The organism is Streptomyces sp. NRRL B-1140 (assembly GCF_001280065.1).
Lineage (GTDB): Bacteria > Actinomycetota > Actinomycetes > Streptomycetales > Streptomycetaceae > Streptomyces.
Map to the genome: position 1 here is coordinate 486,580 of NZ_LGEA01000102.1, position 19,310 is coordinate 505,889.

At 73.0% G+C, this 19,310-nt stretch carries 17 protein-coding genes; 6 read left to right on the forward strand and 11 right to left on the reverse strand.

The window, feature by feature from the left end; genetic code table 11:
* Positions 1-55 precede the first annotated feature (55 nt).
* The 4 genes from dnaG to ADK65_RS23020 all read right to left on the reverse strand — a co-directional run bounded on the left by dnaG (position 56) and on the right by ADK65_RS23020 (position 5,586).
* Entirely contained in the window at positions 56-1,975 is a 1,920-nt protein-coding gene (gene dnaG, locus ADK65_RS23005; RefSeq protein ID WP_053672230.1) for a DNA primase, read from the reverse strand.
* A gap of 47 nt (positions 1,976-2,022) precedes the next feature.
* Positions 2,023-3,288 carry an NAD(P)/FAD-dependent oxidoreductase gene (locus tag ADK65_RS23010; protein ID WP_053672231.1) on the reverse strand — a complete coding sequence of 422 codons (1,266 nt, stop codon included), beginning with the start codon at positions 3,286-3,288 and terminating at the stop codon, positions 2,023-2,025.
* Between the two features lie 134 nt (positions 3,289-3,422).
* The gene (locus tag ADK65_RS23015; protein ID WP_053672232.1) at positions 3,423-4,700 is read right to left on the reverse strand and encodes a deoxyguanosinetriphosphate triphosphohydrolase; all 1,278 of its coding nucleotides are present in this window, start codon (positions 4,698-4,700) and stop codon (positions 3,423-3,425) included.
* 118 nt (positions 4,701-4,818) lie between these two features.
* Positions 4,819-5,586: a sirohydrochlorin chelatase gene (locus ADK65_RS23020; RefSeq protein ID WP_053672233.1), complete on the reverse strand. Its 768-nt coding sequence runs from the start codon at positions 5,584-5,586 to the stop codon at positions 4,819-4,821.
* A 213-nt stretch (positions 5,587-5,799) separates the two neighbouring features.
* On the opposite strand from ADK65_RS23020, the gene ADK65_RS23025 reads away from it, so the two are divergent.
* A complete protein-coding gene (locus tag ADK65_RS23025; RefSeq protein WP_053672234.1) occupies positions 5,800-6,498 on the forward strand; it encodes a SanA/YdcF family protein in 699 nt (232 codons plus the stop codon).
* A gap of 52 nt (positions 6,499-6,550) precedes the next feature.
* Here ADK65_RS23025 and ADK65_RS23030 read toward each other — a convergent pair whose 3' ends face one another.
* From ADK65_RS23030 to ADK65_RS23040, 3 genes are read right to left on the reverse strand one after another with little or no spacing between them, the layout of a single operon-like run.
* Positions 6,551-7,318 carry an enoyl-CoA hydratase-related protein gene (locus ADK65_RS23030; RefSeq protein ID WP_053672235.1) on the reverse strand — a complete coding sequence of 256 codons (768 nt, stop codon included), beginning with the start codon at positions 7,316-7,318 and terminating at the stop codon, positions 6,551-6,553.
* Positions 7,319-7,330: 12 nt separating this feature from the next.
* Complete coding sequence (locus ADK65_RS23035; protein ID WP_053672236.1) at positions 7,331-8,587, reverse strand: hypothetical protein; 1,257 nt, start codon at positions 8,585-8,587, stop codon at positions 7,331-7,333.
* Entirely contained in the window at positions 8,584-10,104 is a 1,521-nt protein-coding gene (locus tag ADK65_RS23040; protein WP_053672237.1) for an amino acid adenylation domain-containing protein, read from the reverse strand. Before ADK65_RS23040 ends, ADK65_RS23035 begins: the two co-directional genes overlap by 4 nt.
* Before the next feature lie 393 nt (positions 10,105-10,497).
* On the opposite strand from ADK65_RS23040, the gene ADK65_RS23045 reads away from it, so the two are divergent.
* Entirely contained in the window at positions 10,498-12,621 is a 2,124-nt protein-coding gene (locus ADK65_RS23045) for a molybdopterin oxidoreductase family protein (RefSeq protein WP_053672238.1), read from the forward strand.
* Positions 12,622-12,624: 3 nt separating this feature from the next.
* Here ADK65_RS23045 and ADK65_RS23050 read toward each other — a convergent pair whose 3' ends face one another.
* Entirely contained in the window at positions 12,625-14,271 is a 1,647-nt protein-coding gene (locus ADK65_RS23050) for a M4 family metallopeptidase (RefSeq protein ID WP_053672239.1), read from the reverse strand.
* Positions 14,272-14,410: 139 nt separating this feature from the next.
* Here ADK65_RS23050 and ADK65_RS23055 point away from each other — a divergent pair, with 139 nt between their 5' ends.
* Positions 14,411-14,827, forward strand: coding sequence for a gamma-glutamylcyclotransferase family protein (locus ADK65_RS23055; RefSeq protein WP_053672240.1), 417 nt, complete (start codon positions 14,411-14,413; stop codon positions 14,825-14,827).
* Between the two features lie 55 nt (positions 14,828-14,882).
* Here ADK65_RS23055 and ADK65_RS23060 read toward each other — a convergent pair whose 3' ends face one another.
* A complete protein-coding gene (locus ADK65_RS23060) occupies positions 14,883-15,491 on the reverse strand; it encodes an NADPH-dependent FMN reductase (protein WP_053672241.1) in 609 nt (202 codons plus the stop codon).
* Between the two features lie 267 nt (positions 15,492-15,758).
* Here ADK65_RS23060 and ADK65_RS23065 point away from each other — a divergent pair, with 267 nt between their 5' ends.
* Positions 15,759-16,280: a hypothetical protein gene (locus tag ADK65_RS23065; RefSeq protein ID WP_053672242.1), complete on the forward strand. Its 522-nt coding sequence runs from the start codon at positions 15,759-15,761 to the stop codon at positions 16,278-16,280.
* Positions 16,281-16,445: 165 nt separating this feature from the next.
* Complete coding sequence (locus ADK65_RS23070; RefSeq protein ID WP_053672280.1) at positions 16,446-17,051, forward strand: class F sortase; 606 nt, start codon at positions 16,446-16,448, stop codon at positions 17,049-17,051.
* On the opposite strand, the gene ADK65_RS23075 is transcribed toward ADK65_RS23070, so the two are convergent.
* Entirely contained in the window at positions 16,989-17,381 is a 393-nt protein-coding gene (locus ADK65_RS23075) for a winged helix-turn-helix transcriptional regulator (protein WP_053672243.1), read from the reverse strand. The genes ADK65_RS23070 and ADK65_RS23075 overlap by 63 nt on opposite strands.
* Before the next feature lie 106 nt (positions 17,382-17,487).
* On the opposite strand from ADK65_RS23075, the gene ADK65_RS23080 reads away from it, so the two are divergent.
* Positions 17,488-18,381 carry an NAD(P)-dependent oxidoreductase gene (locus tag ADK65_RS23080; protein WP_053672244.1) on the forward strand — a complete coding sequence of 298 codons (894 nt, stop codon included), beginning with the start codon at positions 17,488-17,490 and terminating at the stop codon, positions 18,379-18,381.
* Here the strand turns inward: ADK65_RS23080 and ADK65_RS23085 are convergent.
* The gene (locus ADK65_RS23085) at positions 18,378-19,160 is read right to left on the reverse strand and encodes a sulfite exporter TauE/SafE family protein (protein ID WP_053672245.1); all 783 of its coding nucleotides are present in this window, start codon (positions 19,158-19,160) and stop codon (positions 18,378-18,380) included. The genes ADK65_RS23080 and ADK65_RS23085 overlap by 4 nt on opposite strands.
* Between the last annotated feature and the right edge of the window lie 150 nt (positions 19,161-19,310).

Genomic DNA, 19,310 nt, shown 5'->3' on the forward strand with positions numbered 1-19,310 from the left:
GCCACGAGGGGCGTGCGATGACTTTTTGCTTCCGGTCCGTGACCGGGTGGTGACGTCAGAGCGCGGCGGCGCCGTGTTCCCGGAGGGTCTGGTCGTACTGCTGGAGGACCCACAGTTCGTTCTGCACGGCGGCGAGCTCGGCGGGGTCGCCGTGCGTTCCGAGGCGGGTGAGCCGGCTCGTGATGTCGCGGATGCGACGCTCCACGGCCCGGCGGCGGACCGTCACCAGCTGGGCGCCCGCATACACCTCGTCGGCGCCCTTCACGCCCTTGTGCAGCAGGATCGCCTCGACGGCGAGCTCCGTCACCGTCGCGCGGACCGTGTCGTCCGGGGCGGCCTCGCGGACCCGGACCAGGTAGTCCTGGGGGTCGGCGACGCCCTGTTCGGCGCCGCCCGCGTCCTGGATGGCCTGGCGGACGGCGGCGTAGGGCGGGGCGGTGAACTCGTCGATCCCGTACGCGTCGAAGGCCGGGGAGACCAACTCGGGGCGCTGGAGGGCGAGTTTGAGGAGTTCCCGTTCGGTGGCGAAGACGGGGTTGCGGAGGTTCAGGGCCGGGCCGCGGGGGGCGGCGGGCCGGGGCGGGGCGGCGTACTGCCGACCCTCGGGGTGCCGCTCCGGGGCAGGGCCCTTGCCGCCGCGGTCGCGGGCCCAGCGGGCCAGTTGGGCCACGCGCTTGACCACGAACTGGGTGTCGAGGATCCCGAGCATGCCCGCGAGCTGGACGGCGACCTCGTGCTGGGCGCCGCTGTTCTTGATGCGGGCGACGATCGGGGCGGCCTCGTCCAGGGCGGCGGCGCGGCCCGCCGGGGTGTCGAGGTCGTAGCGGCTCACGATCTGGCGCAGCGCGAACTCGAACAGGGGGGTGCGGGGCTCGACCAGGTCGGCGACGGCCTCGTCGCCCTTGACCAGACGCAGGTCACAGGGGTCCATGCCGTCCGGGGCGATGGCGATGTACGTCTCCGCGGCGAACTTCTGGTCGTCCTCGAAGGCACGCAGGGCGGCCTTCTGGCCGGCGGCGTCGCCGTCGAAGGTGAAGATGACGCGGGCCGAGCCGTTGTCCATGAGCAGTCGGCGGAGGATCTTGATGTGCTCGCCGCCGAAGGCGGTGCCACAGGTGGCGATGGCGGTCGTCACACCGGCGAGGTGGCAGGCCATGACGTCGGTGTAGCCCTCGACGACGACCGCGCGGGACGCCTTGGCGATGTCCTTCTTCGCCAGGTCGATGCCGTACAGGACCTGGGACTTCTTGTAGATCGCCGTCTCGGGCGTGTTGAGGTACTTGGGGCCGTTGTCCGCCTCGTAGAGCTTGCGGGCGCCGAAGCCGACGACGTCGCCGCCGATGTCGCGGATGGGCCACATCAGGCGTCCGCGGAAGCGGTCGATGGGGCCGCGGCGGCCCTCCTGGGAGAGGCCGGAGAGGAGCAGTTCCTTGTCGGTGAAGCCCTTGCCGCGCAGGAAGCGCGTGAGGTGGTCCCAGCCCTGGGGGCTGTAGCCGACGGAGAAGTGCTGGGCGGCGGCCTGGTCGAAGCCGCGGTCGGCGAGGAACCGGCGGCCGGTGTCGGCCTCGGGGCTGGTGGCGAGCTGTTCCGCGTACCAGTCGGCGGCGATCTTGTGGGCCTCGACCAGGCGGATCCGCTCGCCGCGCTGGTGGGAGGGGTTGTAGCCGCCCTCCTCGTAGCGCAGGGTGATGCCCGCCTGGGCGGCCAGGCGCTCGACCGCCTCCGAGAAGGAGAGGTGGTCGATCTTCATCACGAACGTGATGGTGTCGCCGCCCTCCTGGCAACCGAAGCAGTGGAAGAACCCCTTGCTCGGGCTGACCTGGAAGGACGGTGACTTCTCGTCGTGGAAGGGGCAGAGACCCTTGAGGTTTCCGCCGCCCGCGTTGCGCAGCTGGAGGTACTCGGACACCACGGCGTCGATCGGGACCGCGTCCCGTACCGCCTTCACGTCCTCGTCGTTGATCCGTCCTGCCACGCGTGAAGTCTACGGCGGCGGACCGACACTCCTGACAGCCCTGGCGGCTATGAGGCGAGGCTCTCCAGCGGGACGTGCGGGTCCGCCAGGGATTCCGTGTTCACCCTCGCCCTGGAACGGATCAGGCGCTGGATCTTGTCCGTGACGTCCCACACGTTCACGTTCATCCCGGCCAGCACCCGGCCGTCCTTCACCCAGAACGCGATGAACTCGCGCTTCCCGGCGTCCCCGCGGATCACCACCTGGTCGTAGGTGCCCGCGGGTGCCCAGCCGGAGTACTCCATCCCCAGGTCGTACTGGTCGGAGAAGAAGTAGGGCACCCGGTCGTACGTCACCTCCCGGCCCAGCATGGAGCGCGCGGCCGCCGGGCCGCCGTTCAGGGCGTTGGCCCAGTGCTCCACCCGCAGGCTCGTGGCGAACAGGGCGTGGTGGAAGGAGGCCGCGTCGCCGGCCGCGTAGATGTCGGGGTCGGAGGTGCGCAGCCGCTCGTCGACCACGATGCCACCGCCCTGCGCCCGGTCGGCGATCTCCAGTCCGGCCGCCTCCGCGAGGGCGACCCGCGGGGCCGCGCCGATCGCCGCCAGCACGTCGTGCGCCGGGTGCTCCTCGCCGTCGTCGGTGCGGGCCGCGAGGACCATGCCGTCCTGGCCGACGATCTCCGTCAGCCGCCTGCCGAAGTGGAACCGCACCCCGTGCTCGCGGTGCAGCTCGGCGAAGAGCCCGCCGAGCTCCGGGCCCAGCACGCCGTGCAGCGGGGTCGGCCCGTGCTCGACGACCGTGACCTCCGCGCCGTACTCGCGGGCCGCCGCCGCGACCTCCAGGCCGATCCAGCCGGCACCGGCGATGACGAGGTGTCCGTTGTCCCGGCCGAGGTTGGTCAGGACGTGTTTGAGGCGCTCGGCGTGGGCGAGGCGGCGCAGATGGTGCACGCCGGCCAGGTCCGTGCCCGGGATGTCCAGGCGGCGGGGCTCGGCGCCGGTCGCCAGGAGCAGCTTGTCGTAGCGGACGAGGGTGCCGTCCTCGCCGAAGCGGACCGTCTTGGCCGCGCGGTCGACGGCGTCGACGGTCTGGCCGAGGTGGAGCTCGATGTCGTGGGCCGCGTACCAGGCCGGTTCGTGCACGAAGACGCTGTCGCGTTGTTCCTTGCCGAGGAGGTAGCCCTTGGACAGGGGCGGACGCTCGTAGGGGTGGTCGCGTTCGTCGCAGATCAGTATCACGCGGCCGGTGAAGCCCTCCGCGCGGAGCGTCTCGGCCGCCTTGGCGCCGGCCAGTCCGCCTCCGACGATGACGAATGTCTGATCCGCGTCGACCACTTGGTGCCTCCTCGTCAGGGTGTCGCCACTTGCGAGCGTCCCGCACGGAGCGTGATGCGGGAAGAGGGAGTGACCCGATCAGGCCACGGAGGGTCACATTCGGGGGAGCTCGCGTCCCGCCCGTCGCGTCAGTCTCATCCCTGCCCCGTCAGACGGGCGTGAAGCGAACGGGCGGAGGTGTCGGTCAGGGAGGCGATCTGGTCGACGATCACCCGTTTGCGCGCCCGGTCGTCCGCCGCCCGGTCGAACAGGGCGCGGAACTGCGGGTCCAGCCCGTCCGGCGCGCGGGCGGTGAGCGCCTCGGCCAGTTCGGCGACGACGATCCGCTGGTCGGCGCGCAGCCGCTCCTGCTCGGCGCGCTGCATGACGTAGAGGTCGGCGACGGCCTTGAGGACGGCGCACTCCATCCGGGTCTCGCGCGGGACGACGAGTTCGGCGGCGTACCGGGTGAGCCGCCCGGCCCCGTACGCCGTACGGGTCGCGGTCTCGGCGGCCAGGCAGAAGCGGCCGATGAGCTGGCTGGTGGCGTCCTTCAGGCGGGCCTGTGCGACGGCGGTGCCGTCGTAGCCGTGCGGCCACCACTCCTGGGCGAGGAGCCGGTCCAGGGCCTCGGCGAGTTCGGCCGTGTCGGTGCCGGCGGGGACGTACCGGCCCAGGGCGACCTGGAAGACGTCCCGGCGTTCGGGGTCGGCGTGCAGGCAGTTCGGGTCGATGTGACCGGCGTGCAGGCCGTCCTCCACGTCGTGCACCGAGTAGGCCACGTCGTCGGACCAGTCCATGACCTGCGCCTCGAAGCAGGTGCGGACGCCGGGGGCGTCCTTGCGGAGCCAGTCGAAGACGGGGCGGTCGTCCTCGTAGACACCGAACTTGTTCGAGGCCGGGTCGGTCGGGTGGGCGCCGCGTGGCCAGGGGTACTTGGTGGCGGCGTCGAGGGCGGCGCGGGTCAGGTTGAGGCCGACGGAGCGCTCCTGGGTGAACCGTTTGGGCTCGATCCGGGTGAGGAGCCGCAGGGACTGGGCGTTGCCCTCGAAGCCGCCGCAGTCGGACGCGAACTCGTTGAGGGCCTGTTCGCCGTTGTGGCCGAAGGGCGGGTGGCCCAGGTCGTGGGAGAGGCAGGCGGCTTCCACGAGGTCGGGGTCGCAGCCGAGGGCCGCGCCCAGCTCGCGGCCGACCTGGGCGCATTCCAGGGAGTGGGTGAGGCGGGTGCGGGGGCTGGCGTCCCAGGCGGGGCCCAGGGTGCCGGGCGTTACCACTTGGGTTTTGCCGGCCAGTCTTCTCAGGGCGGCGCTGTGCAGGACCCGGGCGCGGTCGCGTTGGAAGGCTGTGCGGCCGGGGCGTTTGTCTGGTTCGGGGGCCCAGCGGTCGACTGACGTCGGGTCGTAGGCCGGGGGGTTCTGTGCGGTGCCGTCCATGGCTCGACAGTAAGCGCCTGGCGTCTGCCGGGTTCTGTTCTCGGGCGGCTGCGGGTGGTTTGTGGCTTGTCGCGCAGTTCCCCGCGCCCCTTTCAGGGCGTGTCACCACCCCCCGGTGTCAGGCCGAGGCCAGGTGCCTGAAGGCCGCCTTCGCCAAAGTCTCCTCGTAGCGGTGGAGGACGAGGGCGGCCATCGACGGGTGTGTGCCCAGGGGGGCCGCCGCTATCCACGGGGCCGCCTGGGCGCACTCCGTGGCGAAGCGGCCCGGGGCCGTGAAGTAGGACGCGAGGGCGATGTGGCGGCGGCCCCTGGCCAGGAGGGTGCGGACCGCGGTCTGGACCGTGGGGGTCGCGGCCGAGGCGTAGGCCGGGATGACCGGGACGCCGAGGCGGGTGGCCAGGAGGTGGGCGGTGCGGCCCGTGTCCGTCTTGGCGTCCGGGTCGCGGGAGCCCGCGGCGGCGAGGACGACGGCACTGGTGCGGTGGGGTGTCCCGCCCCAGCCGGCTTCCGTGAGGCGGGCCTGGAGGGCGTCGACCAGGAGGGGGTGGGGGCCCAGGGGGGCGGCCAGGTGGGTGCGGGCGCGGGAGGCCGCCGCCATCTCGGGGATGTCCTGCTTGACGTGGTAGCCGCGGCTGAGGAGGAGGGGGACGAGGACCGCCTCCGTGTCACCCAGGGCCGCGAGCGTGTCGGGGAGCAGGGGGGCGTTGAGTTCGATGTGGCCCAGGTGCACGGGCACGTCGGGGCGCAGGGCCCGGACCCGGTCGAGGAGCGCCCTGACGGTGCTCAGCGCGCGGGGGTCGCGGCTGCCGTGGGCCACGACCACGAGGGCGGGCGGGGCCGGGCGGCGCGTGGCGGGCGGCGGGACGAGGCTGAGCTGACTGGGCATGCTCCGATGGTGGCGGCGGTGCGTTGCCTGCCCGTTGCCTGGGCGTCACGAGTGTTTTCCAGCGGTTCACGACGGGGGTCGCGACTGTGTGAGGCGCCTTGACCTGCGGTTTCCACGAACCGAGTGAAGCTGGTCACGCGGCTGGGGATGAACCGGGCGGCCCGGGAGGACGTCCCTGACTGTCGAGGGGCCGACCTGGGGAGGGACCGTCCGATGCGTCGTGTGACGTTCCGAAGACCGCGGCTGCCGCGTACCCGGCGGGGGCAGCGGCGGCTGGTGCAGGCCGTGATGGCCGCTTGTGTGCTGGCGCTGCTTCCGGCGACGTGGATGTACGCCGTGGCGGGTGACCGGCTGCGGACGGTGGCGGATGTGCCGCGTACCGATGTGGCCGTGGTGTTCGGTGCCGGGCTGTGGGAGGGCGAGCCCTCGCCGTATCTGGCGCACCGGCTCGACGCCGCGGCGAAGCTGTACCGGCAGGGGCGGGTGAAGGTGGTGCTCGTCACCGGGGACAACAGCCGGGAGGACTACGACGAGCCGGACGCGATGCGCGCGTATCTGACGCGGCACGGGGTGCCCGACGGGCGGATCGTCAGCGACTACGCGGGGTTCGACACCTGGGACTCCTGTGTGCGCGCGAAGAAGATCTTCGGGGTGGACCATGCCGTGCTGATCAGTCAGGGCTTCCACATCCGGCGGGCGGTGGCGCTGTGCGAGGCGGCGGGGGTCTCCTCGTACGGGGTCGGCGTCGACGCCGTGCACGACGCCACCTGGTACTACGGGGGCACCCGGGAGATCCTCGCCGCCGGCAAGGCCGCGCTGGACGCGGTGTTCCGGCCGGATCCGCGGTTCCTCGGGCCGCGGGAGCCGGGTGTGGAGCGGGCGCTGGCGACGGCCGGAGGTCCTCGCGGGTGACGCGGCCGGGGGCGGGCGCCCCCGGCCGCGCGGTGGGTGCCGGGGGGCCGTGTCAGTGTCCGTGGAAGCGCGGCGGGCGCTTCTCCAGGAACGCGGTCATGCCCTCCTTCTGGTCGTCGGTGGCGAACAGGGCGTGGAAGACGCGGCGTTCGAAGCGGATCCCGTCGCGCAGACCGGTCTCCAGGGCCCGGTCGACGCACTCGCGGGCCGCCCTGACCGCGGCGTCGCCGTAGGAGGCGATCGCCGCCGCCGCTTCGAGGGCCTCGGGCAGGACACGGTCGTCCGGGACCACACGGGAGACGAGACCGCAGCGTCCAGCCTCCTGTGCGTCCATGGTGCGGCCGGTCAGGACGAGGTCCATCGCCTTCGCCCGGCCGACGAGCCGGGTCAGCCGCTGGGTGCCGCCGATGCCGGGGATCACGCCGAGCTTGATCTCGGGCTGGCCGAAGACCGCCGACTCCCCCGCGACGACCAGGTCGCACATCATCGCGAGCTCGCAACCACCGCCCAGAGCATGTCCGTTGACTGCGGCGATCTTCGGGGTGCGGAGGTCCGCGAACTCCTCCCAGGCGGCGAAGTAGTCCTCGGCCATCATGTCGACGGCCGACCTGCCCGCCATCTCCTTGATGTCGGCGCCCGCCGCGAAGACCGTGTCCGAGCCGGTGACGACGAAGCAACCGACCTCGGGGTCCGCTTCCAACGGGCGGAGCGTGTCCAGGAGTTCGGCCAGCAGCGCCGAGCTGAGCGCGTTGCGTACGTGGGGGCGGTGCAGACGTACGGTCACGACCCGGCCGTCCCGCTCCAGCTTCAGGTTGTTCATCGGCATTCCCTTCTACGAATCCCAGATCGCGCCGTACGCCGGGATGCCCCGCCGTTCCAGGCCGTGGACGACCTGCCAGGTCAGCTTCTTGTTGGAGATGCAGATGACCGCCTCGGCCCCGAAGTCCCGGTAGGCCTCGTGGGCGAGGCGCACCATGTCGGGCTTGCCGTGCCGGGAGGTGTCCCAGATCCGGGCCTCCGGCTGGACGGCGAGGATCTCGTCGACCAGGGCGTCGCCGTAGGTCGCGCGCGGGTCGCGGGTCGCCCAGACCAGCCGGGAGGGCACCTGGGCGGCGAGCAGATGGGGCAGGCAGGGGCCGATGCCGCTGCCGGTGGCGACGTAGACGACCTTGGTGAACAGGACCTCGATGTTGGCGACGCCGGCCGTGGTGATGCCCTTGACCCACACCTGCCGGGGCAGGTCGTCGATGAAGGAGCCGGTCCAGTCACCGGCCCGGGAGATCGTGAGCCGGAAGCCGGACTCACCGGGGGCGGGGACGTTGGCGAAGGAGTGCCACTCCATCAGGGGGCTGCGGCTGATCGCGGTGGAGGAGCCCGCGAAGGGGGTCTCGCCATGGTCGAAGCGGGCCAGCACGACGTGCGAGGAGGGGCGTTCGAGGCGGACGTCCACCTTGCGCAGCCGCAGCCAGGGCAGGGCGACGCTGAAGGTGACCACCGCGAGCACGCCGACCTGCCACGGGCCGGGTGAGGACAGCAGCGTGTGCGTCCAGAACAGGGCCAGGGACGCCCAGCCGCCGAAGCGGTGGATCTTCTCGAAGTGGTCGTGCCGGCGGGAGCGGAAGGGCGGCAGGGCGGTGGCGGCGACGAGCGCGAGAACGGCGATCAGGGCCCACCCGACGGTCCTGGCGGGGCCGTCGGGTGCCGTGATCGTCGCGGCCAGGAACCAGGCCGTGCCCGCCAGCGCCCCGCCGACGTGCAGTCCGCCGAAGTGGTACACCTTGCCGAGCGTCCAGCGGACCCGCAGCGGCCAGCTGGTCGGCGCCGAAGTGGCCAGCCGGAAGAAGAGGTTGATGACGTACTGCTGGCGTACGAGGACGGCGAGGGCGAGGTTGGCGAGGGCCGCGTGCCCGAGGGTGGGGGCGGACAGAGGCCGAACGGCCCACACGAACGCCACGTTGGCGAGGAGCACCAGGGCCGCGAGCCGGTTGTAGTGCATCAGGCGGGGGTGCTTGAGCAGTCGGCGGGGGCCGGGCAGGAGCGGCGGGAGCCCGCCGGTGGCCTGCCGGCCGCGGGGCGGGGACGTGGTCATCGCGCCACCGCCACGCGCTCCTCGATCATGTGCAGCAGCGCCTGTTTGTCGACCTTGCCGCGGTCGGTCTCGGGGAGGAGGGCCAGCGGCAGGATCCGCTCCGGCACGCAGTAGTACGGCAGGGCGTCCGCGACCGCCCGGCGCGCCGCTTCCGGGTCGACGTCGGCGGGGCAGACGAAGGAGACCAGGGTGCGGGCGTCGCGTTTCAGGGTGACGGCCCGGGTGCAGCCGGCGGCGGACTCCAGGACCGAGGAGACGGAGTCCAGTTCGACGCGGAAGCCGCGCACCTTGACCTGGTCGTCGGTCCGGCCGAGGTGCTCCAGTGCACCGTCGGGGGTCCATCGGCCGAGGTCGCGGGTGCGGAACATGCGCCGGGCGCCGCCGAGGAAGGGGTCGGGGGCGTAGCGCTCGGCGTTGAGGGCGTCGTCGCCGAGGTAGCCGGCGGACACGCAGTCGCCGCCGGCCCACATCTCGCCGGGCTCGCCGATCGGCACGGGGCGGCGGTCGGCGTCGAGGACGTAGACGGTGTTGTTGGGGGTGGGGCGGCCGATGGTGAGCAGCGGGGCCGACGGGTCGTGGCGGCTCATCGTGTTGACGATCGTCGTCTCCGTGGGACCGCAGCCGTTGAAGAAGGCGGCCCGCCGGGCCCAGCGGTCGGCCAGCGGGCGCGGGCAGGGCTCCCCGGCGACGGCGACCGTGCGCACCCGTGGGCAGGCGGACGGGTCGAGGCCGGACAGCACGGTGGGCGTCGCGACGAGCACGTCCGCCGTGCGGGCCGCGGCGGCGATGTCCGTGCCGCGGATGACGAGGGTGCCGCCGTGGGTGAGGCAGCCGAGGATCTCCCAGGCGGCCATGTCGAAGGCGATGTTGAGGAGTTGGGCGACCCGGTCGCCGGGCCGGACACCGAGGTCTCCCGGGGCGGTGAGCAGCAGGCTGGAGACGTTGCGGTGGGTGACCTTCACACCGTTGGGTCGGCCGGTGGTGCCGGAGGTGAACAGGACGTAGGCGCCGTCGTCGCCGGTGACAGCGACGCGTGGGGCGGGGGCGTACGGCAGGGGCTCGTCGAGCGGGAGCAGCAGATGGCCGTCGGGCAGGGGCACGCGGTCGGCGTGTTCGGCGACCGTGAGGACGATCCTGGTCCGGGCGGTGCGGATGACGTGGGTGAGCTGGGCCGGGGGTGCGAGGCCGATGTCCTGGGGGACGTAGGCGGCGCCGGCCTTCAGGATGCCGAGCAGCCCGACCAGCATCGGCAGGGAGCGGCGGACGAACAGGCCCACGTGGTCGCCGGGGCGGACGCCCTCACGGACCAGGCGGGCGGCGAGGGCACCGGCGTACCGGTCGAGTTCGCCGTAGGTGATGCGGGCGCCCTGGTGTTCGGCGGCGATGGCGTGCGGGGTGGCCGCGGCGTGCCGGGCGACGGCGTGGTGCAGGAGCGGGTCGGGGACGGGGACGGTGGGGCCTCGGCCGTACTGCCGGAAGAGGTGCTGGTCGCGGGGGGTCAAGTGGCGCAGAGGCATGATCGGGTGGCCTCCTGGCTGTTTCGAGGTCGGATTGCCACCCGCGGGCCGGCCGCGGGTGGATGCAGCCGTGAGCGGCGGGCATGCCCGGGTGTCGAACGCCGTGCGGAGTCGTGCGAGCGCTGCGCGTAGCGAGAGCGTAGTGCGGCTGCTTCAACACTCAACGAGGTCGGATCGGCCAAGAAAGGAACGCAATGAGCCACATGTGGCGTTTCTTGTCCCAAGGGCAACGTCGGTGCCGGTCGGCGACGACCTGAAGGAGGGCCGGCCTGTGCCCGGCCGGGCCACGGGCTCCTGCCTCACGCCCGCGGGGCTCCGGCGGGGAGGTTGCCGTCCCGGCCGCGTAACAGGGAACCGTCCCGGGTGTAACACGGCCGACGCACGCTGAACGGTATGCAGAACACCGCCACGCCCACGCACTGCCCGTACTGCGCCCTGCAGTGCGGGATGAACCTCACGCCCGCCCCGGACGGGACCGTCGAGGTCGGCGAGCGCGCGGACTTCCCGGTGAACCGGGGCGCGCTGTGCGGCAAGGGGCGCACGGCCGCGTCGGTGCTCGCCCGGAACGTGCGTCTGACCTCCCCGCTGGTGCGCGACGAGGGCGGCACGCTGGTGCCCGCCTCCTGGGACGAGGCGCTGGAGAAAATCGCCGCCGGACTGGGCCGCACGCGTGCGGAGCACGGTCCGGACGCGGTCGGGGTGTTCGGCGGGGGCGGGCTGACGAACGAGAAGGCGTACACGCTCGGCAAGTTCGCGCGGGTCGTGCTCGGCACCTCCCAGATCGACTACAACGGGCGTTTTTGCATGTCGTCGGCGGCGGCCGCCGGCATCAAGGCGTTCGGGCTCGACCGCGGGCTGCCGTTCCCGCTGGAGGACATCCCGAAGTCCGGCTGCGTGATCCTCGTCGGGTCGAACCTCGCGGAGACCATGCCGCCGTCGCTGCGGTTCTTCACCGAGCTGAAGGAGAACGGCGGCACGCTGATCGTCATCGACCCGCGCCGCACGAAGACCGCCGAGCAGGCGGACCTGCACCTGGCGCCCCGGCCGGGCACGGACCTCGCTCTCGCCCTGGGCCTGCTGCACCTGGTGATCGCCGAGGGCCGGGTCGACGAGGAGTACGTCAGGGACCGCACGTCCGGCTGGGAGGACGCCCGGGCCGCCGCGATGGCGCACTGGCCGGAGTACGTGGAGCGGATCACGGGGGTGTCCGTTCCCCGGCTCCGCGAGGTCGTGCGGCTGTTCTGCGAACCGGAGTCGGCGATGGTGCTCACCGCCCGGGGACCCGAGCAGCAGTCCAAGGGCACCGACACGGTGGGCGCGTGGATCAACCTGTGCCTGGCGACCGGCCGGGCGGGCCGCCCGCGCTCCGGGTACGGCTGCCTGACCGGCCAGGGCAACGGGCAGGGCGGGCGTGAACACGGCCAGAAGGCCGACCAGTTGCCGGGTTACCGCAAGCTCGACGACCCGGCGGCCCGGGCGCATGTCGCCGAGGTGTGGGGCGTCGACCCGGATAGCCTGCCCGGGCCGGGGCGCAGCGCGTACGAGCTGCTGGACGCGCTGGGCACCGACATCAGGTCGCTGCTGCTGATGGCGTCCAACCCGGTGGTGTCGGCGCCGCGTGCTGCGCACATCGAGGAGCGCATCAGGTCGCTGGACTTCCTGGCGGTCTGCGACGTGGTGCTGTCGGAGACGGCGGAGCTCGCGGATGTGGTCCTGCCGGTCACCCAGTGGGCCGAGGAGACGGGCACGACGACGAACCTGGAGGGCAGGGTGCTGCTGCGGCGCCGGGCGATCACCCCGCCCGAGGGCATCCGCAGCGACCTGGAGGTGCTGCACGAACTGGCCGCCCGCCTGGGCGCGGAGAAGGGTTTCCCGACCGACCCGGAGGAGGTCTTCGAGGAGCTGCGCCGGGCGTCGGCGGGCGGAGCGGCGGACTACTCGGGGATCACCTACCGGAGGCTGGCCGAGGAGAACGGGGTGTTCTGGCCCTGCCCCGCGGAGCCCGCCGGCGCCGACGAGGACGCCCTTGGCGGCGGGGAGGCGCCTGCCGCACACCCCGGCACGCCGCGCCTCTTCCTCGACCGGTTCGCCACGCCGGACGGCCGGGCCCGGTTCGTCCCGGTCTCGCACCGGGCGACCGCGGAGGAGCCCGACGAGGAGTACCCCGTGCTGCTGACCACCGGACGGGTCGTGGCGCAGTACCAGTCCGGGGCGCAGACCCGGCGGGTGGCGGAGCTGAACGCCGCCGCGCCCGGGCCGTTCGTGGAGCTGCACCCGCGGCTGGCGGCCCGGCTCGGAGCCTCCGAGGGCGACCCCGTGGCGGTCGTGTCCCGCCGGGGCCGGGCCGTGGCGCCCGCGCGGATCACGCACGCCATCCGGCCCGACACCGTCTTCATGCCCTTCCACTGGGCGGGCGAGGGACGCGCCAACACCCTCACCAACCCCGCGCTCGACCCGACCTCCCGGATGCCGGAGTTCAAGACGTGCGCGGTGCGGCTGGAGACCGTCGAGCGGTAGGGATCACTTCACGGCGACGGCCTTCCAGGCCGCCGCCACCGCCTTCTGCTGGGTGCTGTCGGCGCCGTAGAGGTCCTTGGCCGCGCTCAGGGTCGCCGTGCGGGCGGCCGCGTAGTCCGTCGAGGACGTCATGTAGACCGTCAGGGCGCGGTACCAGATCTTGCCCAGGGCGGCCCGGCCGATGCCGTTCACCGTGGAGCCGTCGCAGGTCGGGGAGTTGTAGGAGACGCCGCCCAGGGTCTTGGCGCCGCTGCCCTCCGCGAGCAGGTAGGCGAAGTGGTTGCCGACGCCCGAGGAGTAGTGCACGTCGAGGTCGCCGAGCTTCGCGTCCCAGCAGTCGGCCGACTTGCCGTCCTTGGACGGCTTGTCCATGAAGCGCAGGGCCTCACGGCCGAGTCCGGAGCGCACGACCTTCTCACCGATGAGCCAGTCGCCCCGGTCCTCGGCGTTGGCCGCGTGGAACTCCACCAGCGTGCCGAAGATGTCCGACGTGGCCTCGTTCAGGCCGCCGGACTCGCCCGAGTACCTCAGCGCCGCCGTCTTCGAGGTCACGCCGTGGGACATCTCGTGCCCGGCGACGTCCAGTGACACCAGCGGGCCCATGAGCTTGCCGTCGCCGTCGCCGTACGTCATGCAGAAGCAGTTGTCGTCCCAGAAGGCGTTGTTGTAGTCCTTGCCGTAGTGGACGCGGTTGAAGGAGCCCTTGCCGTCGCCGGCGATGCCGTCGCGGCCGTGGACCTTCTTGTAGTAGTCCCAGGTGACGTCCGTGCCGTACTGCGCGTCCACCGCGACCGTGGAGCGGTCGGAGGTCGCGCCCGTCCCCCACTGGTTGTCGGCGTCCGTGAAGAGCGTCGCGGGGGCGCGGGTCAGACAGACGGTCAGCAGGCACTGGTCCGTCTTGTTCGCGGCGTCGCCGGTGTAGGTGCCGCCGCGCGTGGCGTCCTTCAGCTGGTACGACGAGCCGGAGGCGGTCGTCTCCAGCGGGACCGTGCCGCCGTAGAGGGACCTGCCGTCGCCCGACGCCGACTCCATCGAGTCCCAGGCGTCGATCCGGTCGCCGGTCGTCGCGTCGGTCAGCACCGTGCGCCCGACCGGGTTGCCGATGTCGTCGTGCGCCACCGCGTCCGTCTGCCAGGCCAGCCTCGGAGCGCCGTGCAGGGCGTCGACGACCAGCCGGGGCTTGGCGTTGAGCTTCTTCAGGGTCTCGCCGAGGTGGGCGGCGCGCAGCAGGTTCGCCGCGAGGTCGGCGGCCCTGGGGGCCGACACCTTCGGGGTGACGCTCGCCAGGGAGAGCGCGGACTTCGTCGCGCGGGTCGCGCCGCGGTAGGTGCCGTCCGGGTTCAGGTGGAGCACGAAGTCGCCGCCGAGTACCGGGAGCCGGTGGTAGGTGCGGTCGTAGCGCACGTGCCGGGTGCCGTCCTGGTCGACGACGACGTCCCGGACCTTCGTCTCCTGGTCCGGGGTGAGGCCCAGGGCTCCGGCCCGGTCCGCGAGCACCGCCTCCGCGTCCTCGATCGCACCCGGCCTGGTCGGCCGGTCGGCCGCGCCGGCGACCGGGGAGAGGACGGCGGCCAGCAGGGCGGTGGTGCCGGTGACGGCCACACCGGCGAGGGTGAGACGGGAACCGCGGACATGACGTATCCGACTCATCGGTCTCCTCATACGGGCGCACCCGGTCGCGTGGGGTCGACCGGGGGCGGCGTTGATGTTGACCGCGAGTTAAGGCGTCACGGACCTGGCATGTCCATAGCCCCGCTGTGGAGGTGTGTGAGGGTGCAGAATCGTTCCTGTGACCCTGCCTTTCTTCGTCTACGGCACCCTCCGTCCGGGGGAGGTCAACCACGGCCTCTTCCTGCGCGGCCGCACCCGCTCCGAGGAGCCGGGCCGACTCGCGGACACGGTGCTCTACGAGGGGCCGGGCTACCCGTACGCGGTCGAGGAGCCGGGCGGCGGCACGGTGAGCGGGGAGCTGGTCACCGCACTGCCCGAGGCGTACGCGGGGCTGCTCGCGGAGCTTGACCGGCTGGAGGAGTACGTGCCGGGGGATCCGCGCAGTCTGTACGAGCGCGTCGAGCGGAAGGTTCTGCGGGATGCGGACGGGGCTGCCGTCCGGGCCTGGGTGTACGTGGCCGCGCCCGCCGTCGCGACGCGGTTGCGCACCCGGGGACGGGCGATCACGGGCGGGGACTGGCGGGCGCGGGTGTGAGAGGCGAGGTGTGCGAGGGGCGCTGAAGCGGGGCGGCCCCCGTACTGAAGCGGGCTCAGCCCCCGTACGGCCACCTCCCCCGGGCCTCCCGCAACGCCCGGCCCCACCACACCAGTTGGTCCAGCATGGTCTTCGCCGCCGCGTCCGGGCCGGACGGGTCGCGCAGAACGCCACGGTCGTCGAAGGCGGCGCCGGCGTTGTGGAAGGAGACGGTGTCGCGGACCGTCACGGCGTGCAGCTCCGCGAAGACCTGGCGCAGGTGCTCCACGGCGCGCAGCCCGCCGGACATGCCACCGTAGGAGACGAGGCCGACGGGCTTGGCCTGCCATTCCGTGAAGTGCCAGTCGACGAGGTTCTTCAGGCCCGCCGGGAAGGAGTGGTTGTACTCGGGGGTGAGGACCACGAAGGCGTCCGCGCGGGTCAGCCGCGGGGTGACGCCGGACAGCGCGGCGGTCGCCTCCGGGGTCGGTTCGAGTGACATGGGCAGCGCGGCCTCGGCGACGTCCACGACCTCGGCGACCAGGTCCTCCCGGCCCCGGATGCGGGCGAGGAGCCAGTCGGCGACGACGGGTCCGAAGCGGCCGTGGCGGTTGCTGCCCACGACCAGGGTCAAACGGAGCGGGTCGGTCGCGGCAGCGGCTGGGGCAGTGGTGGTGGGATTCATGCGACCCAGCCTCGTACCTCAACCATTCTTGAGGTCAAGCGCCGTCGCGTACATCCGGGTCACCCGTTCACACGCGCGCACCGGGCATTTCCGCACCCCGTCCGCCGAACGCCCGTGACCTGGCGAAACGGCCGCGAGAAGCCACCGGTTCACCGCCCCCTGACACCCATTCACCCCAATTCTGACGCTCCCTCAGCAAGCGCGGTCGTCCCACTGCCCGTTACCTCGAAGGGCAGGCGCACGACCGAACCGCTCGAGGGAGCACCGATGCGACGTACCGCCCGGCCGCTGACCGCCACCGCGTTCGCCGTCGCCGCCGCGGCCCTCGCCTCCGCCCCCGCCCACGGCGCGTCCGCCGGCGGCCTGGAGGTGTCCCCGGCGTCGGTCGTGCCCGGGGGTCAGGTCACGGTGCGCACGGCGGCCTGCGGGGGCGGCGGCTCGGCGACGGGCGACGCAGGCGCCGTCGGGGCGGGTTCCCTCGGCCTGGTGCCGGACGCGCACGGGCAGGCCGCGACCGGGCGGTTCAGGGTGCCGCCGAGTGCGCAGCCGGGCACGTACGAGATCACCGCGACCTGCGGCGGCAGCGGCCGGCGGATCACCGGGGACGTGGTGGTCACGCTGACGCCGGTGCGCGGGCAGGTGCATCCCCGGGGGAGTGTCAAGACGGGGGTCGGCGGCGCCCTGGGCCCCGATCCCGTGCAGACCGCGGCCGGTGTGGCGGCTCTCGCCGTCGCCGCCGCGGGCGGTACCTGGCTCCTGCATCGCCGGGCGAGAGGCGACGGGATCTGACGGACACCCTCCGCTGTTCGTCGCCGGTACCGCATGTCCCCTCCCCCTCCGGGTCCGACGCCCCTCGCGGCCCGGAGGGGGGTACGGGGTGGAGCTCGGAAAGGGGTGGGTGTGCGCGCGTTCCCCGGGTTCGGCAGCGGCCTCCGCACTCCCGCGAACGCGGCCATGGCGGCCGTCACGGTGTTCGCCCTGTGCTCGGGGGTGTGGCTGCTGCGCGACGCCGCCGGGGCACAGGCGCCGCCGCAGCCGTCCGCCGCGCAGGCCCGGGCCGGGCCGGCCGACCGGGCCGGTGAGCGGCCGGCCGTGCCCGCGCTGCCGCCCTCGCCGCCCGACCGCATCCGCGTCCCCGCGATCGGGGTCGACGCGCCGCTGACGGGACTCGGCCTGACGAAGACGGGCAGCCTCGACGTGCCGCCCGCGGCGGACGAGAACCTCGCCGGCTGGTACGAGTCCGGCACCACCCCCGGTGAGCGGGGCACCGCGATCGTCGCCGGACATGTCGACAACGCCGACGGCCCCGCCGTCTTCTACGACCTCGGCGCCCTGGCCAAGGGCAGCACGATCGAGGTGGACCGGCGGGACGGCGGCGTCGCGGTGTTCAGCGTGGACGCCGTCGAGGTGTACGCCGCGAAGAACTTTCCCGACGAGAAGGTCTACGGCGCCGCCCGCCGCCCCGAATTGCGGGTCATCACCTGCGGCGGCGGCTGGTCACGCGGCACCGGGTACCAGGGGAACGTCGTCGTCTTCGCGCACCTGACCGGGAGCCGGTGACCCTCCCAGAACGTTGGTCCTGCCCCAGGCGCCCAGCGGTGCCAGCGCCTCGTTCAGGGAGACGCCCCGGGCCGTCAGCGAGTACTCCACCCGCGGCGGCACCTCGTCGTACGCCTCGCGGTGCACCAGCCCGTCGGCCTCCATCTCCCGCAGGTGCGAGGCGAGCACCTTCTCGGTGACGCCCGGCAGCTCGCGGCGCAGCTCCCCGAAGCGGCACGGCCGCTCATTCAGCGCCCAGAGGATCAGCACCTTCCACTTGCCGCCGATCACGTCCATCGCCGCGTCGATCCCGCAGACGTACGCACCCGGCCGCCGTCCCGTCGTCCCCATGCCCGGTCTCCTCCCCCTTCGCTGCCTGGACTCTTCCCCCGCGGTAACCACCCACTTCGAAGTACGTACTTGAGCAGGCACGTTCCCTGCGACGAGCCTAAACGCCATGACCGACACCGCAGTTGATCCCCGTACTCCTCTCACTCTTCTCGGCACCGGGGCCATGGGCACCGCCCTCGCCCGGGCCTGGCTGGCCGCCGGACACGAGGTGACCGTCTGGAACCGCACCGCCGCCCGCGCGGAAGCCCTCGCCGCCGAGGGCGCCACCGTCGCCCGGAGCGCCGCCGAGGCCGTGGCGGCGAACCGCCTGGTGGTCGTCTGTCTGCTGGACGACGCCTCCGTGGGCGAGGCTCTCGACGGCACCGACCTCACCGGGCGGGACCTGGTGAACCTGACGACCGGCACCCCCGGCGACGGCCGGACGCGCGCCGCCTGGGCCGAGGCACGCGGCGCCCGGTTCCTGGACGCCGGGATCATGGCCGTCCCGCCGATGATCGGCGCCCCGGGCTTCGGCGGATACGTCCTCTACAGCGGCTCACCGGAGCTGTTCGAGGAGCACCGCGACACCCTCACGGTCCCGGCCGGCACCCGGTACGTCGGGGCCGACCCGGGCTTCGCGGCGCTGTACGACGTGGCGCTGCTGAGCGCGATGAGCGGCATGTTCGCGGGCATCGCCCACGCCTTCGCGCTGATCCGCCCGGAGGACATCGCGCCGAAGGACTTCGCACCGCTGCTCGTGGACTGGCTGACCGCGATGGCCCCGGCCGCGCACCAGAGCGCCGAGCGGCTCCAGAGCGGCGACTACACCGGGGGCGTCGTCTCCAACCTCGCGATGCAGGTGGCGGGCAACGCCACCCTGCTGCGCACGGCCGGGGAACAGCGGGTCGGTCCGGAGCTGCTGACGCCGTACATGGAACTCATGGAGCGCAGGCTCGCGCAGGGGCACGGGGAGGAGGACGGGACGGGGATCGTCGAGCTGCTGGACCTGCGAGCGCGCTAGGCGACCCACTGCTCGTACGCCAGGTTCCCCACCAGGGCGAAGACGACTGTCAGCAGCACGATGCGGACGAAGCCGCTGCCCTGCTTCAGGGCGGTGTGGGCGCCGAGGGTGCCGCCCGCGAGGTTGAAGAGGGCCATCAGGGCGGCCAGTTGCCACAGGACGGCGCCCTGCCAGGCGAAGGTCGCGAGGGCGCCCGCGTTGGTACAGCAGTTGACGATCTTCGCGGTGGCGGAGGCCGTGACGAGGTCGAGGTGGAGGATCGCGGTGAGCGCGAGGACCAGGAACGTGCCGGTGCCGGGGCCGATCAGACCGTCGTAGAAGCCGATGCCGAGGCCCGCGAGGCCGATCGCGGCGAGGATGCGGCGGCGGCCGGCCGGACCGGTCGCGGGGGCCGTGCCGAAGGCGGGCCGCAGGATCACGAAGGCGGCGACCCCGAGCAGCACCACCATGATCACCGGCTTGAGGACGTCGGTGCTCATCCCGGCCGCGAAGAAGGCCCCGGCGGAGGATCCGGCGAGGGCGGCCAGCCCGATGCGGACGGCGGTACGGACGTCCACGGGGGCCTTACGGGCGTACGTCACCGCCGCGCCCGTGGTGCCGACGATGGCGACGGCCTTGTTCGTGCCCAGCGCGTGCGCGGCGGGCGTGTGCGCGGGCAGTCCGAGCAGCAGCACCGGCAGCAGCAGGAGGCCGCCCCCGCCGACCACGGCGTCGATCCACCCGGCGGCGAGGGCCGCGACGCAGAGCAGGACGATCATGGTCAGCGATATGTCGGGCACGATCGCGAGCCTATGCGAGGACCGTGCGACGCCGGTGCCACGGCCCTCACAGTCGGCCGTCGTCGCAGTTCAGGAACCCTCACACCCCACGGCACCCCCCGCTGAGGGCAGCGTTCCCCGCGGGAAACAGACGTGATGCCACCGGGTAAC

Coding starts and splice junctions, on each gene's coding strand:
- ADK65_RS23015 (WP_053672232.1), bottom strand. CDS start 4,700: ATGGACGGCACCGCACAGAACCCCCCGGCCTACGACCCGACGTCAGTC.
- ADK65_RS23020 (WP_053672233.1), bottom strand. CDS start 5,586: ATGCCCAGTCAGCTCAGCCTCGTCCCGCCGCCCGCCACGCGCCGCCCG.
- ADK65_RS23025 (WP_053672234.1), top strand. CDS start 5,800: ATGCGTCGTGTGACGTTCCGAAGACCGCGGCTGCCGCGTACCCGGCGG.
- ADK65_RS23030 (WP_053672235.1), bottom strand. CDS start 7,318: ATGAACAACCTGAAGCTGGAGCGGGACGGCCGGGTCGTGACCGTACGT.
- ADK65_RS23035 (WP_053672236.1), bottom strand. CDS start 8,587: ATGACCACGTCCCCGCCCCGCGGCCGGCAGGCCACCGGCGGGCTCCCG.
- ADK65_RS23040 (WP_053672237.1), bottom strand. CDS start 10,104: ATGCCTCTGCGCCACTTGACCCCCCGCGACCAGCACCTCTTCCGGCAG.
- ADK65_RS23045 (WP_053672238.1), top strand. CDS start 10,498: ATGCAGAACACCGCCACGCCCACGCACTGCCCGTACTGCGCCCTGCAG.
- ADK65_RS23050 (WP_053672239.1), bottom strand. CDS start 14,271: ATGAGTCGGATACGTCATGTCCGCGGTTCCCGTCTCACCCTCGCCGGT.
- ADK65_RS23060 (WP_053672241.1), bottom strand. CDS start 15,491: ATGAATCCCACCACCACTGCCCCAGCCGCTGCCGCGACCGACCCGCTC.
- ADK65_RS23065 (WP_053672242.1), top strand. CDS start 15,759: ATGCGACGTACCGCCCGGCCGCTGACCGCCACCGCGTTCGCCGTCGCC.
- ADK65_RS23070 (WP_053672280.1), top strand. CDS start 16,446: ATGGCGGCCGTCACGGTGTTCGCCCTGTGCTCGGGGGTGTGGCTGCTG.
- ADK65_RS23075 (WP_053672243.1), bottom strand. CDS start 17,381: ATGGGGACGACGGGACGGCGGCCGGGTGCGTACGTCTGCGGGATCGAC.
- ADK65_RS23080 (WP_053672244.1), top strand. CDS start 17,488: ATGACCGACACCGCAGTTGATCCCCGTACTCCTCTCACTCTTCTCGGC.